Source organism: Sorangium sp. So ce406, from assembly GCF_051474675.1.
Classification (GTDB): Bacteria; Myxococcota_A; Polyangia; order Polyangiales; family Polyangiaceae; genus Sorangium; species Sorangium cellulosum_G.
This window is the reverse complement of the sequence record NZ_CP150340.1, coordinates 1,308,690-1,322,020: the sequence shown is the minus strand read 5'-3', so window position 1 is coordinate 1,322,020 and position 13,331 is coordinate 1,308,690. Positions and strand designations below refer to the sequence as shown.

General features: G+C 72.3%; 11 protein-coding genes. 5 read left to right on the top strand and 6 right to left on the bottom strand.

Features of this window, described 5'->3' with window-relative positions; translation table 11 throughout:
• Positions 1 to 76: 76 nt before the first annotated feature.
• Positions 77 to 547 (bottom strand): 30S ribosomal protein S7, encoded by a 471-nt coding sequence (gene rpsG, locus WME96_RS04850; protein WP_129345492.1) that lies wholly within the window; start codon positions 545 to 547, stop codon positions 77 to 79.
• Positions 548 to 576: 29 nt separating this feature from the next.
• Positions 577 to 975: a 30S ribosomal protein S12 gene (gene rpsL, locus WME96_RS04845; protein ID WP_129356460.1), complete on the bottom strand. Its 399-nt coding sequence runs from the start codon at positions 973 to 975 to the stop codon at positions 577 to 579.
• A 1,358-nt stretch (positions 976 to 2,333) separates the two neighbouring features.
• Between rpsL and WME96_RS04840 the strand changes: the two genes are divergently transcribed.
• A complete protein-coding gene (locus WME96_RS04840) occupies positions 2,334 to 3,278 on the top strand; it encodes a hypothetical protein (protein WP_437289004.1) in 945 nt (314 codons plus the stop codon).
• Positions 3,279 to 3,368: 90 nt separating this feature from the next.
• On the opposite strand, the gene ppk1 is transcribed toward WME96_RS04840, so the two are convergent.
• Positions 3,369 to 5,738: a polyphosphate kinase 1 gene (gene ppk1, locus WME96_RS04835; protein WP_437289003.1), complete on the bottom strand. Its 2,370-nt coding sequence runs from the start codon at positions 5,736 to 5,738 to the stop codon at positions 3,369 to 3,371.
• Between the two features lie 43 nt (positions 5,739 to 5,781).
• On the opposite strand from ppk1, the gene panC reads away from it, so the two are divergent.
• A complete protein-coding gene (gene panC / locus WME96_RS04830) occupies positions 5,782 to 6,675 on the top strand; it encodes a pantoate--beta-alanine ligase (protein WP_437289002.1) in 894 nt (297 codons plus the stop codon).
• Positions 6,672 to 7,373, top strand: a complete 702-nt coding sequence (tmk, locus tag WME96_RS04825; protein WP_437289001.1) for a dTMP kinase — start codon at positions 6,672 to 6,674, stop codon at positions 7,371 to 7,373. Before panC ends, tmk begins: the two co-directional genes overlap by 4 nt.
• Before the next feature lie 116 nt (positions 7,374 to 7,489).
• On the opposite strand, the gene WME96_RS04820 is transcribed toward tmk, so the two are convergent.
• Positions 7,490 to 9,034: a hypothetical protein gene (locus WME96_RS04820; protein WP_437289000.1), complete on the bottom strand. Its 1,545-nt coding sequence runs from the start codon at positions 9,032 to 9,034 to the stop codon at positions 7,490 to 7,492.
• A gap of 454 nt (positions 9,035 to 9,488) precedes the next feature.
• On the opposite strand from WME96_RS04820, the gene WME96_RS04815 reads away from it, so the two are divergent.
• Positions 9,489 to 10,622, top strand: coding sequence for a vWA domain-containing protein (locus tag WME96_RS04815; RefSeq protein ID WP_433933673.1), 1,134 nt, complete (start codon positions 9,489 to 9,491; stop codon positions 10,620 to 10,622).
• Between the two features lie 36 nt (positions 10,623 to 10,658).
• On the opposite strand, the gene WME96_RS04810 is transcribed toward WME96_RS04815, so the two are convergent.
• Positions 10,659 to 11,831 carry a tetratricopeptide repeat protein gene (locus tag WME96_RS04810; protein WP_437288999.1) on the bottom strand — a complete coding sequence of 391 codons (1,173 nt, stop codon included), beginning with the start codon at positions 11,829 to 11,831 and terminating at the stop codon, positions 10,659 to 10,661.
• Between the two features lie 332 nt (positions 11,832 to 12,163).
• On the opposite strand from WME96_RS04810, the gene WME96_RS04805 reads away from it, so the two are divergent.
• A complete protein-coding gene (locus WME96_RS04805; protein ID WP_437288998.1) occupies positions 12,164 to 12,385 on the top strand; it encodes a YdcH family protein in 222 nt (73 codons plus the stop codon).
• A gap of 300 nt (positions 12,386 to 12,685) precedes the next feature.
• On the opposite strand, the gene WME96_RS04800 is transcribed toward WME96_RS04805, so the two are convergent.
• On the bottom strand, positions 12,686 to 13,201 hold the full coding sequence (locus WME96_RS04800; RefSeq protein WP_437288997.1) for a hypothetical protein: 516 nt from the start codon (positions 13,199 to 13,201) through the stop codon (positions 12,686 to 12,688).
• Positions 13,202 to 13,331 lie beyond the last annotated feature (130 nt).

Sequence of the window (13,331 nt, the reverse complement as noted above, 5' to 3'; positions counted from 1 at the left end):
TCTCCTCGCCTGGTCACCGGTACGTGAAATGGACGAACCAGCGCAGATCCATGATCTGCGCTGGCGGCCTCGTCACCTACCACCGATAATGGGCGAACGCCTTGTTGGCCTCCGCCATCTTGTGCGTGTCGTCGCGCTTCTTGACCGCGTTGCCGCGGTTCTGCGCCGCGTCGACGAGCTCGGCGGCGAGCCGCTCGCGCATCGTCTTCTCGCCGCGGCCGCGCGAGTAGGTCACGAGCCAGCGCATCGCCAGCGCGACGCGGCGCTCGGGCCGGACCTCGACGGGGACCTGGTAGGTCGCGCCGCCGACGCGCCGGCTCTTCACCTCGAGCTTCGGCTTGACGTTGTCGAGCGCCTTCCGGAAGACGTCGATCGGCTCCTCCTTGAAACGGTCGCGCACGATGTCGAACGCGCCGTAGAGGATCCCCTCGGCAGTCGCCTTCTTGCCCGACAGCATCAGGGAGTTCGTGAACTTGGCGACGAGCTTGTCCTTGTACTTCGGGTCCGGAATGATCTTCCGCTTCGGGACTTCGCGACGACGGGGCATCTTCGTTCCTCTGCTCGGCTATCGCCCGATCAGGCCTTCGGGCGCTTCACGCCGTACTTCGAGCGCTTGCGGTTGCGGTTCGCTTTGTTCGTGGAGCTCGGCCCGGCGGCGCCGGAGGCGTCGAGCGTGCCGCGGACGACGTGGTAACGCACGCCCGGCAGGTCCTTCACGCGGCCTCCACGGATGAGGACGACCGAGTGCTCCTGCAGGTTGTGACCTTCGCCCGGGATGTAGCTGGTCACTTCCATCTGGTTGCTCAGCCTGACACGGCAGACCTTGCGGAGCGCCGAGTTAGGCTTCTTCGGCGTCGTGGTATAAACACGTACGCACACGCCTCGGCGCTGCGGGCAGGACTTGAGCGCAGGAGAGGCCGTCTTGTAGCGGGCGGCCTCGCGGCCTTGGCGGATGAGCTGGCTGATGGTCGGCATAGTGACGCGGATTTCCACCTGAGGGATGGGGACGCGCAGGATACCCAGGAGCAGAAACCTGTCAAGCGGGACGACACCCGTTCGTGCTGGATGCGTCCGCGCGCGGTTCTTCTGGGCGATCCTGTGCGCGACGCCGGGGGCGCGCGCTCGTGGACGAAGCGCGGCGAGGTGCTGCCCGCGCAGCGGCGCGCCGTGATGCGCGGCGGACCGCGTGCCGCGCCCGCGCCCGCGCGCGGCACGAAGCGAACGCGGACGCGCGCGGGCGGCTCTTGGCGGCCCGGCTGCTGTTCGGTACGGTCGCTGCGTGGCGAAGAAGCTTTCACGCGCCCAGCGTAGGGAAAGCCGGCGGAAGGCGCCGCAGCCCGGCGTCATGCCGGGGACTGCGTCCCGCGCGGACACGGCGATCACGGCGCCCTCGTCGCGGAGCGATCCAGGCGACAGGGCGGCGGAACGACGACCCACGGAAGCGCGCATCGAGCCCGCGACGCACGGCCGTGGCGACGACGCGCTCCGCGCGCGATCGCGCGACGCCGCCGCGCCGAAGAGCGCGCAGCCCGCCGCGCCGAAGAGCGCGCAGCCCGCCGCGCCGAAGAGCGCGCAGCCCGCCGCGCCGAAGAGCGCGCAGGCCGCCCGAGCGCGCGGTGGGAGCGCGCGGGCCAAGACGGGGAGAGAGCGTGTGCTCCTGGTCTTCCTCGGCGTCGTGGCGCTCTCCGCGGTGATCGTCTTCGTCGCGCAGTCCCCCCGCACCCCGGAGCGCCCGCGGGCCGAGCCCCCGAGCGCCGCTCCGCTGCCGCGGGAGCACGCTGCCAGGGAGCCATCTAGCGCGGACCCCGCTGCACCGAGAACGTCAGGCGAGCTGTCGGCGCGACCTCCCGTCGACTCCTCGCCCCCCACGATCGTCAGGGCGGAAGCGGCCGAAGGTGCGCCCGCGAGCGCCGCTGCGTCGCAGCGCGCGGCCGCCAGCGCCGCCCCGCGGGGGACAGCGACCAGCGCTGCTGAAGGGGCGGCAGCCACCGCGACGCCGAAGCGGGCTGCGGCGAAGCCGGGCGCCGCGACGCCTGGAGCGGCGCCGCTGGCCGGAGCCTCGCCGCCGGCCGGAACCGCTCCGCCAGCTGGAGCCACGCCGACAGCCGGTGCCACGTCGACAGCCGATGCCACGCCGACAGCTGGAGCCACGCCGACAGCTGGGGCCACGCCATCGGCCGGTGCCACGCCGACGGCCGCCGCGCCGCCTGGAGCCACGCCGACGGCCGGTGCCACGCCGACGACCGGTGCCACGCCCGCAAAGCAGCCGGCGCAGCGGCCCGCCGAGACTCCGTAGGAAGGATCGAAACCGCCGCGATGAAAGGACGCCCGAGATGCTTCGCTTGATTGCCTTTCCCGACGCCCGAACGCCGCGCCGCTCGCCGCTCTCCAGCGGGCGGGCGCTCGCCCTGCCGCTCGGCGTCGCCCTGTCCGGCCTCCTCGCCGCGACGACGGCGGTCGCGCAGCCGGCGCCCCAACGACAGCCGGCTGCGGGGTCGTCCGCGCCCGCCGCCGCGCCGCGGCAGCCCGGCGGCGCCGCGGCGCAGCCAGGCGCGACGCCCTCGGCCGCCGCGTCGCCATCCGCGGCACCGCCAGCCGCCACGCCGCAGCCCGGCGGCGCGCCTCCCGGCGCCGCGACGCCGCCCGGCGCCACCTCCCCCGGCGCCGCGGCGCCTTACCCGCCTGGGCCGCCCTACCCCGCGGCGCCCTACCCCGCGCCGCCGCAGCAGGTCCCTCAGACTGCACCAGGCTACCCGCCGCCGGGCTACCCGCCGCCAGGCTCCCCAGGCTACCCGCCGCCAGGCTACCCGCCGCCAGGCTACCCGCCGCCCGGTGTTCAGGGCGGCTACGCTCCATATGGCGGCGCCTACCCGCCGCCAGGCTATCCGCCTGCCGCGGCGGAGCTCCCGCCTACTCCGCCGCCGGTTCCGCTGCGGCGGAAGAACCCGGGCCTGATGCTGGGCGGCATCGCGCTCACCGCCGGCGGCACCATCGCGTTCTTCGCCGGGACGGGCCTGCTCGCCTCGGCGAGCGAGCGCTACGAGATCTACTGCGATTTCGGGGGGTTCACCGACGTCTGCGACACGCGCTCCGACGGCCCCCGCCAGGTCGCTGGCGCGCTCATCTCGGTGGCAGGCGGCGTCATGCTCGCCGTGGGCATCCCGCTCTGGATCATCGGCGGCAAGAAGGTGCCGGCCACGGACGAGGCGCCCAAGGCGCCGGCCCAGACCACGCTCTCGCTCGGCCCCGGATCCGCCACGCTGCACACGCGGTTCTGATCCGCTCGCCCTCGCCGTGCTCCGGCGCGCGCACACGCCCCCCTCGCGCTCCGCCTCCCGGCTCCCGCGCGCGCGAGGCCGCCGGCTCGCTCAGGGGAGGCTCTTCTTCTTCTTCGTGCCCTTGCGGTGACGCGACTCCCCGTCCGACGCGCTCGCGGGCACGCGGAGGATGTGGAAGCGCCCGCCGCCGCGCGCGAGCGGATCGCTGAGCTTCACCCGCTCGCGCGCGAGTTCGATGAAGCGCTGCTGCGAGCGCAGCGGGGCGGCGCCGGAGGGCACCTGCAGCTTGTGGTAGCTGCCGTCGCTCGCGAGCTCCCACGTCTTCGCCGTGTCGGAGGTCACCATGTTCAGCATGTCCTCCACGCGCGCGCGGATCGCAGGCTCGATGATGGGGATCATCAGCTCGACGCGGCGGTGGAAGTTGCGCGGCATCCAGTCGGCGCTCGACATGTAGACCTCCTCGTTGCCGCCGTTCGCGAACCGGAACAGGCGCTTGTGCTCGAGGAAGCGGTCGATGATCGCGCGCACCTGGATCCGCTCCGACAGCCCCGGGATGCCCGGCCGCAGGCAGCAGATGCCGCGCACCGCGAGCTTGATGTCGACCCCGGCCTGCGACGCGGCGTAGAGCGCGTCGATGACGTCGACGTCCACGAGCGCGTTCATCTGCGCCACGATCTCCGCCTTGCGGCCGGCCCGCGCGTGCGCCGCCTCGCGCGCGATGAACCCGAGCACCGCCTCGTGCAGGCCGAGCGGCGCCACGAGCAGGCGGTTCCACTTGGGCGGCGCGCTGTAGCCGGTGAGCAGGTTGAAGAGCGACGTCATGTCCTCGCCGATCTCCCGGTTCGCCGTGAACAGGCCGATGTCGGTGTAGAGCCGCGCCGTCTGCGGGTTGTAGTTGCCCGTCGAGAGGTGCACGTAGCGACGCAGCTTGTCCTTCTCCCGACGCACGACGAGCAGCGCCTTCGCGTGCGTCTTCAGCCCGAGCAGGCCGTAGATCACCTGCACGCCGCTCTGCTCGAGCGTCCGCGCCCACTGGATATTGCTCGCCTCATCGAAGCGCGCCTTCAGCTCGACGATGGCGGTCACCTGCTTGCCGCTCTCGGCCGCGCGCGCGAGCGCCTTCAGGATCGGCGAGTCGCCGCCGGTCCGGTAGAGCGTCTGCTTGATCGCGAGGACGTTCGGGTCGTCGGCCGCGCGGGAGACGAACTCGGCGACGGGATCGAACGACTCGTACGGGTGGTGCAGGAGCACGTCCTGCTCCCGGATCACCGCGAAGATGTCCTCCACGTCCCGGAAGAGCGGCGGGACCTGCGGCGAGAACGGCTCGTCGCGGTACTCGCGGCGCTCGTCGTCCGCGACGATGCCCATGAGGTCGGCGATGTGGAGCGGCCCCGGCACCCGGTACACGGCGAGCGACCCGTCGACCTTGAGCGCGCGGCAGAGCCGCTGGACCGAGGTGCCGGCGCCCTCGCCGATGCCGATCTCCAGGCGCACGGCGTTGCCGCGATCGCGCCGGCGGAGCTCGGCTTGGATCGTCTCCAGGAGGTCCTCGCCCTCCTCCTCGTCGATCTCGAGATCCCAGTTCCGGGTAACGCGGAAGGGGTACGTCCCGCGCAGCCTGCCCGAGGGGAAGAAATCCTTCACGTGCCGCGCGATCACGTCCTCGAGCAGGACGAACGCGCGCGTCGCGCCCTCCACGCGGACCCGCATCAGCCGGCTCAGCATCGGCGGCACCTGGATGACCGCGAAGCCGGGCTCCTGCGCTTCATGCTCCCGGGAGAACATGATCCCGAGGTTGATCATCTTGTTGCGCAGGTGCGGGAACGGGTGCCCCGGGTCGATCGCGATCGGCGTGAGGATCGGGAAGATGTCCGTGCGGAACCGGTCGTCGAGCGCGCTGAGCTCGGGCGGAGCGAGCTCGTCCGGCCGCACGATCACGATGCCGGCGCGCTTGAGCGCCGGGATGAGGTCCGCGTTCCAGATCTGGTAGGCGTCGTCGACGAGTGCGTGGACGCGGGCGCCGATCGCGACGAGCTGCTCGTGGGGCGTGAGCCCGTCCGGCGGGACCTCCGCGATCGTGCGCAGCGTCTGCGCCTGGAGGCCCGCGACGCGCACCATGAAGAACTCGTCGAGGTTGGAGAAGAAGATGCTCAGGAACTTGAGGCGCTCGAACAGCGGAACATCGTGCGATCGCGCCTCCGACAGCACCCGCGCGTTGAACTCGAGCCACGAGAGCTCCCGGTTCAGGTAGTGCGCCGGGTCGCCCTCGATCGGGATCGGCCCCGAGGCGGCGGGGATCGACACGGGGCCGCTCGACGGGGCGGCGCTCCCTCCAGACCTCGCGCCGGCCGAGTCGCCCGAGCCCGCGGCGGGGTTGGCGACCTGGGCGGCATCCGGATCGCCCCCGGAGCTGGGACCGGGCGCGACGGTTGTGTCGGTGGAGGAGGGCACGTCAATCATGGTCGAAGCTTCGATTTTATCGCAGGTCTGATACGGTCCGCCCATGGATTTCTGGCGACAGCCGGACGAGCTGAGGCTCGCTTGCGAGCGCGCGCGCGCGGCGGGACGCCGCGTCGGCCTCGTTCCGACGATGGGCGCGCTCCACGCAGGCCACCTCGCGCTCGTCGCGGAGGCGCGGCGAAGAGCGGACTTCGTGGCGGTGACGATCTTCGTGAATCCGACGCAGTTCGGCGCGGGCGAGGATCTCGCGCGCTACCCGCGGACGCTCGAGCGCGATCTCGCCGCCTGCGCGGAGGCCGGCGCCTCGGGGGTGTTCGCGCCCGAGGTCGCGGCGATGTACCCGCCCGGCGAGGAGACGCGCGTGCGCGTCGGCGCGACCGCGGCCCCGCTCTGCGGCGTCCACCGGCCCGTGCACTTCGAGGGCGTCGCCACCGTGGTCACCAAGCTGTTCGCGCTCGCCGGCCCGAGCGTCGCCGTCTTCGGCCGGAAGGACTACCAGCAGCTCCAGGTGATCCGGCGGCTCGCCGTCGACCTGTTCCTGCCCGTCGAGGTCGTCGGGGCGACGACCGTGCGCGAGCCCGACGGCCTGGCCATGTCGTCGCGCAACGCCTACCTCTCGCCCGAGCAGCGGAGCGCGGCGCGCTCCATCCCGCTCGCCCTCACCGACGCGTGCCGCGCCTTCGCCCGCGGCGAGCGGCGCCCCGCCGCGCTCCTCGAGCCCGCGCGCGCGCGCCTCGCGGCCGTCGCGACGAGCATCGATTACGTGGACCTCGCCGACCCGGAGTCGCTGGCGATCTGGAGCGGCGAGGCGACGGTCGGCGAGCGGGCGCTGCTGGCGGTCGCCGTCCGCCTCGGGTCGGCGCGCCTCATCGACAACGTCGTGCTCGGGGAGGACGCGCCGCCCATCGCGGGGGCGGGCGAGGAGGCCGGCCGATGACGACGAGCACTGACAGGGAGGCGCCCGCGCCGTCGTCACGCCCCCCCGCCGAATCCAGGCGCGGCGTCTTCATCGTGTTCGAGGGCATCGACGGCGCGGGCACGAGCACGCAGGCCGAGCGCTACGCGGCGCACCTCAGCGCCGCGCGGCGCATGGTCCGCGTCACCCGCGAGCCGAGCAGCGGTCCCGTGGGCTCGCTCCTCCGGCTGATGCTGACCCACCGGGTCTCGCTGCCCGGCGCCCGCCAGGCGGAGGTGATGGCGCTCCTCTTCTCGGCCGATCGCCTCGATCACCTCGGCGCCGAGGTGGAGCCGCTCCTCCACGACGGGTACGTCGTGATCTCCGACCGGTACGATCTGTCGAGCCTCGCCTACCAGTCGACGACGGCGGCCGGCGGAGAGCGGGATCCCGGGGCGATTTTGCGATGGATCCGGGAGCTCAACCGCCACGCGCGGAGGCCCGACGTCACCGTGGTGATCGACGTGGCGCCGGAGATCGCCGAGAAGCGCCGCCGCGCGCGCGGGGGCGCCGAGGAGCTGTTCGAGCAGACCGAGCTGCAGGCGCGGCTCGCCGAGGCGTACCGGCGCGCGGAGGAGCTCGTGCCGGGCGATCGCGTCGTCCACATCGACGGGGACGGCCCGGTCGAGGAGGTCTCGCGCGCGATCATCACGGCGCTCGGGCCGATCGTGGAGCGGTGAGGCGGGCGTCGATGGATTGAGTCGAGGAGAGCGGCCCGGGCGCCGGGGCGCGGGAAGCATGGAGTCCTCGCGCCCTCTGCGCCTCTGCGGCGCGCTCTGCTGACGCGCGTCCCACGCTACGGGCAGGCGGCGTTCGCGATCTCCACGTCGTCGATGTTCCAGCCCGACACCACGTCGACGAAGGAGTCCCGCTCGACGGCGTAGCCGAAGCGGATCCGCAGATTCGCGCTCTTGTGATGGGTCAGATCGTAGCGGACCTTCGTCCAGGCTGCGTCGCGGACGCCGGGGTACGCCCCCGACTCGTAGATCACCTCCCACCGGAGACCGTCGAAGACCTCGACGCGGTTCGTCATGTGGGGCGACTCATCGCTGTTGAGAAAGCGCCAGAACGACAGGTACACGCCGCCCGCGACATCGGCGTTGATGACGGGGCTCGTCAGGTAGAAGTACGGGTGAACGCCGACGGGCGCGTTCCCTCCGATGACCACGCCGGCCAGCCCGTTGTCCGAGGTCGCCGTGTGATCGAGCCCCGGATCGGCGTGGCCGTAGGTCTGCCCGGAGGACTCCGTCGCCGCGCCGATCTGCCAGGTCGGACCGAGCTCCCACCCGGCCGCGTTGCTCTCGAACGTATCTCTGAAATAGACCGTCGGCGTCGCCGCGGCGCTGCCGCCCTGGCAGACGCCCGCCAGGCACGACTCCCCCACGGTGCACCAGTCGCCGTCCACGCAGGCGCCCCCGTCGGGGACCGAGCGCGCCGTGCACACCCCGGCGTCGCTGCAGATACCGCGCGTACAGCCCACCGTCTGTGAAGGGCACGACGCGCCGGGGGTGGGGATGGAATTACAGGCGCCGTGCTCGTCGCAGACACCACGGTTGCACTCGTCGGTCCCGGAGAGGCAGGCGCCGCCCGGCGCGATCGGCTCAGCATGGCAATTGCCAGATCCCGGATCGCAGGCGCCACGGTTGCATGCGACGCTCAGCGCGCTGCAGTCCTTGGGGACGCCGCCCTCGCAGCGGCCGCTCTGGCAGGCCTTGCCGACCATGCAGAGGTCGCCGGAGTCCGCGCACGGCGCCCCGTCGTTCCCCGGGACCGCCTCGCACGCACCGGTGGCCGGATTGCACGCTCCGACATGGCAGGAGTCCGGAACTTGGAAGAAGAAACAATCCCGCTGAGTCCCGACGCAGGCGCCGTCCACGCAGGCCGCGTTGAGGACACAGCGATCTTCCGTCGCGCACGTCGACCCGTTCTCCTTCGGCGCCATCCCGCACCGGGGGGCGCCGCCCGCGTCAACGCAGGTGACCACATGACAGGCGTCCGGCGCGAGGCCGCAGTCCTCCTGCGCCCCGCCCCGACAGAGGCCGTCCTCGCAGGTCTCGCCGACCGTGCAGGAGTCCCTGTCATCGCACGGCTCCCCACCCGCGCTGGAGACGAGCTCGCACTGCCTCGTCGCCTCGTTGCACACGGCCGTCATGCACTGCGGGGTCGGGACGAGCGCGCAGTCGATCTCGCACGGAGCGCCGCCCCCGCCGCTCGATACCGCCGGCGCGGCGGCGGCGCCCCCATCCCCCGTCGCGCCCGAGCTCCCCGCGGACGTCGCGGTCGAACAGCCGAGATCCGTCAGGGCGACAGCGGAAAGTACCCATGGAATCCACCTAGTCATGTTCGCCTCTTTCCAGCAAGCGTGACGCTCCTCGTGGGAGTTACGCGTTCTTCGCGGCTGCGCAAGGAAACATGATGTTCCGGCGCGCGAGCACCCGGAACGGTCAGCGCAAGCGGCGACCAGCGGCGACCAGCGACGACCAGCGACGACCAGCGGCGACCAGCGACGATGGCGAGAAGAGCGCGGCGCGAGCCATGGGATGGGGGAGAGGGACTGAGAGAGAGAGAGGCGAGAGACACGAGAGTAGCGAGAGCGACGACAGCGACGACAGGAAAGAGACCACGATACCAAGAAGCCCAACAAACCGGAGAGCCCCTATCGCCCCTTCATCGAGAGTTGCGGTATGCTGACGAGAGCGTCTGGAGCTCGGCTTCCCTCGACAGACAGACCACTTCGCGCGTGGAGATCTCGCGTCCGCGAGCCACATCGCACCCATTTCCAGAGGAGCGCAGAGATGTCCTTCCGACGTCATTTCGTGTTTGCCCCTTTCCTCGTCGCCGCCGGGATGGCAGCTCCGTCGGGCGGCTGCGCGGCGACCGACGAGCGGAGGCCGCCGAGCGTCGCCCCGCCGGAGCAGGCCGAGAGCGGCGGGGGCGGCTCCTTCGGGCCGAGCAGCGCGACGGGGGACCCGGCGCTCGGCCAAGGAGGGTACGGCGCGACCGGCGAGGGCGGCTTCGACGAGGGGGCCTCCTGCGCCCAGACGAGCGCGGCGGCCACGCTGCTGCCGCTCGATATGCTCGTCCTGCTCGACCGGTCCGGCAGCATGCTCGGCGCGAAATGGAGCGGCGTCACGAGCGCGATCTCGACCTTCGTGAACGACGCGGCCTCCGCCGGGATGAACGTGGGGCTGACGTATTTCCCGCGGGGCAACAACGGGCTGAACGACTGCGAGCACGCGACGTATAGCGAGCTCGCGGTCGAGATCGGTGAGCTGCCGCTGCACACGCCGGAGCTCACCGCATCCATCCGGGGCACCTCGCCGGGCGGCGGGACGCCGATGCGCCCCGCCCTCCAGGGGGCGCTCGCGAACGCGACCGCCTACAAGGACGCGAACCCGTCCCACAAGGTGATCGTCGTGCTCGCGACCGACGGCGATCCGTCCGGCTGCGCCAACAACACCGTCGCGGATACCGCGGAGATCGCGCAGCGGGCGCTCAACTACAACGGTGTCCAGACCTACGTCATCGCCGTGGAAGGGTCGACGCTCTCGAACCTGGACCAGATCGCCGCCGCCGGCGGGACGACGCGCGCGTTCGACGTCACCGCGGACGTGAGCGCGTTCTCGACGAAGATGGCCGAGATCCGCGCGTCGGCCCTCCCGTGCGAGCTCCTCATCCCCGAGCCGCCGGAGGGCGCGACCCTCGACAAGACCCGGGTCGCGGTCAAGCTCGCGCCCGGGACCTCCAGCGAGATGGAGATCCCGAGGGCGGACAACGAGGCCGACTGCGGCGCGGGGCCGGGGTGGTACTACGATGACGAGGAGATCCCGAAGAAGATCATCCTCTGCCCCGCGTCCTGCGCGACCGTCCAGGCCGAGGTGCACGCGGAGCTCAACGTGCTCTTCGGGTGCGAGCCGAAGCTGAACTGAGCCCCTGGCGCCGGGTCACCCGCGCCCGCGCGGGGCTCACGGCCTCTTCGGCGGCTCCGTCTTCAGGGCGTCGAGCGCCGCCGAGAGCTCGGCCTCGGTGAACGGGAGCTTCGCGAGCGCCGCCTGCTCGTCGGCGAGCGCGAGCTCGATCTCGCGCTGCGCGTCGCGCGCCCGGAGGACCCACGCGGACGACTCGCCGGTCCGGTCCCCCATGCGGACGGTGCCGGCGAGCATCTTCTGCCCCTTCTCCAGGAGCACGCGGTAGCGCAGGCGCATCGCCCCCTCGAAGAGCTGCTTCTTCCTCGGCGTGTCGGCGCTCGGGGGCGGCGGGACACGCATCACGTCGCGGTGGAGCTCCTTGTAGAGCTGCCCGACGCGGTAGCCCGCCATCGCCGACCAGTGGGCGTCGAGGCTGCGCATCGCCTCGGTGTAGGCGCTCTGCGCGTCGAGCAACCCCTGACAGCGCCGCTCGAGCGCCTCGGCGAAGTCCGCCGGCACCGGCACGAAGGTGATCGCCTCGCTGCGGCGCCGCCGCACCTCGCCGAGCGCGAAGCTCACCTGCGCGAGCTCGATCGGCGGCTTGCCCGACTCGCCCAGCCGGTGCGCCTCGATGAGATCGCGCGCGGCCGCGACCTGACGCGCCGCTTCGTCGACGAGGTCCTGCTCCACGAGGCCGAGCGCGAGCGCGCCGCGCGCCTCGATGGCCTCGAGGACGCTCAGGTCGCCGAGGCGGAGCAGGCGGCGCGACACCTCGACGAGCTCGGGCCACCGCTCGAGGGCGGCCGCGGCGCGCGCGAGCCGGAAGAGGGCGCCGCGCGCGACCGGGTGGTCCGGGAAGCGCCGCGTGACCTCGCGGTAGCGCTCGGCGGCGAGCCCGCGGTCGCCGAGCGCCTCGTGGGCGATCCCGGCGTTGAAGAGGCTGGGCGGCGCGACCTCGCCGTCGGGCGAGAGGCGGACGAGCCGCTCGAAGAGGGGGGCCGCCTCGCGCGCCTTGTCGGCCAGGAGCAGCGCGCGCGCCCGCTCGAACTCCGCCGCGAGCTCGGCGTCCGCGTAGGGGGAGACGACGACCGGCGCGAGCTCGACCGGCCCCCGCGCCGACGCCGGCTGCGGGGATCGCGCCTGGGTCGGCGTCGTGGCCTCGGATGTGCATCCGCCCAGGACGACGGCGAGGACCAGGGCAGCGACCGGGGTGGAGCAGGAACTCGACATGCCGGGGAAGGATAGCCCCACGTTCGAGGTTGTTCCGCTGGTGCCTGGACGGAGATCGAAGCCTGGCCGTCCGGAACGAAGGTGGATGGCTGTGCGTGTACGGCGATTCCTGTATCTGGCCGATACTTTTGGGAAATGCGGGGCCGCACCCCCCGACAAAAGGGCTGCATCGGGGCGCCACCCTGCGGTAATCTCGCATTCGTTCATCAGGCCGTTGTCGTGGCTCGTAGCTCGGTCAGCGGCGATCTCCTCTCCAGCGACGATCAGAACGAGGGCTTCTGTCGTGGGCCCTCGAGGCATCACGGCCCTTGTGGGGCCTTGGAGGTGGGTACATGAAGCATCAAATCATCTCTCCTCGCACGGTGACGGCAATCGGCACGGAGCAGCGGCTGAGCTTGGCCGAAGCGCGTCATCGTGAGCTCGACTCGCGCCTCAGGCAGCTGGGTCGGCGGGCTTTCCTGACACCCGGGGAGAGGATGGAGGCAGCCCAGCTCAAGAAACACAAGCTCGCAGCGAAGGACGAGATCGAATCCCTGCGCCGACGGTTGTCGTAGCGCACCCCTGCTGACCAGCGATCCAGAACGCGCCGCGCACGGCGCCCTGCCCGCTCGTTTCACCCTTCCGCTCCTGTCCCAGCCATCCGACGCGCTCATGCAGCGCGACGCAGCGCAAGACGCGCATGCAGCGCAAGACGTGCGGCGTCAGGCGCGCACGCAGCGCCCAGCGCGAGGCTTCACACGCGGTGCCCGGCGTGCAGCGGCGCCCAGCGCAAGACGCGCATGCGGCGCCAGGCTCGCAGCCACGTCACGAGGATGGAACGCCGTCCGCGAGGACCGCGGACGCCAGCGCGCAGCTCAGAGCGTCGGTGCGGCCGGCTCCGGCGCGTCCGCGGGCGGCGTCGCGGGAGCATCAGGCTGCGCCGCGGCGCCGGGGGCGGCGTCGCCCTCCGGCAGCGTCTCGGCGCCGCCGAACACGTCGCGGTTGAGGTCCGCGAGCGTCTCGGTGAGCCGATTCTTCTGCTCGCTGCTGATGCCGCCGGGGGTCTGCTTCTCGATCGCCGCGGCGAGCCCGAGCCAGTGGCGCGCGTTGTCGCGGTAGCCCTTGCGTGGATCGGCGACCCCGGTGCCCTGCGGCGCCAGATCGGCCAGGCGGTAGTCCGTCATGCCCCGCAGGTAGGCGTACTGCGCCCGCTCCGGGGTCGAGAACGAGTCCATGTCGTGCTCGAGGACGCGGAACAGCGCCAGCGCCTGCTCGAACCGGTTCGCCTCGTAATGGCTGCGGGCCCGATCGAGATCCTGCGTGTAGGTCGCGCACCCGGGCGCGAAGGCGAACGATGAGAGGAGGAGGACGCACGAGACCAGGCGGCGCATGCGCGGAGGGTATCTCCCGCGTCGCGGCGCGATCAAGCGGGAAGACGGCGGTCGGCGCGACGGCGGCCGGTGACGCGCGCCGGCGGCCGCCGCCTCCCGACGCGTACGAGCGCGACGCCGGGGGGCGCCA

Excerpts from the sequence above, each read along its gene's own strand:
- rpsL (WP_129356460.1), bottom strand. The coding sequence starts at position 975 with ATGCCGACCATCAGCCAGCTCATCCGCCAAGGCCGCGAGGCCGCCCGC.
- WME96_RS04805 (WP_437288998.1), top strand. The coding sequence starts at position 12,164 with ATGAAGCATCAAATCATCTCTCCTCGCACGGTGACGGCAATCGGCACG.
- WME96_RS04800 (WP_437288997.1), bottom strand. The coding sequence starts at position 13,201 with ATGCGCCGCCTGGTCTCGTGCGTCCTCCTCCTCTCATCGTTCGCCTTC.
- rpsG (WP_129345492.1), bottom strand. The coding sequence starts at position 547 with ATGCCCCGTCGTCGCGAAGTCCCGAAGCGGAAGATCATTCCGGACCCG.
- ppk1 (WP_437289003.1), bottom strand. The coding sequence starts at position 5,738 with ATGATTGACGTGCCCTCCTCCACCGACACAACCGTCGCGCCCGGTCCC.
- tmk (WP_437289001.1), top strand. The coding sequence starts at position 6,672 with ATGACGACGAGCACTGACAGGGAGGCGCCCGCGCCGTCGTCACGCCCC.
- WME96_RS04810 (WP_437288999.1), bottom strand. The coding sequence starts at position 11,831 with ATGTCGAGTTCCTGCTCCACCCCGGTCGCTGCCCTGGTCCTCGCCGTC.
- WME96_RS04820 (WP_437289000.1), bottom strand. The coding sequence starts at position 9,034 with ATGACTAGGTGGATTCCATGGGTACTTTCCGCTGTCGCCCTGACGGAT.
- WME96_RS04840 (WP_437289004.1), top strand. The coding sequence starts at position 2,334 with ATGCTTCGCTTGATTGCCTTTCCCGACGCCCGAACGCCGCGCCGCTCG.
- WME96_RS04815 (WP_433933673.1), top strand. The coding sequence starts at position 9,489 with ATGTCCTTCCGACGTCATTTCGTGTTTGCCCCTTTCCTCGTCGCCGCC.
- panC (WP_437289002.1), top strand. The coding sequence starts at position 5,782 with ATGGATTTCTGGCGACAGCCGGACGAGCTGAGGCTCGCTTGCGAGCGC.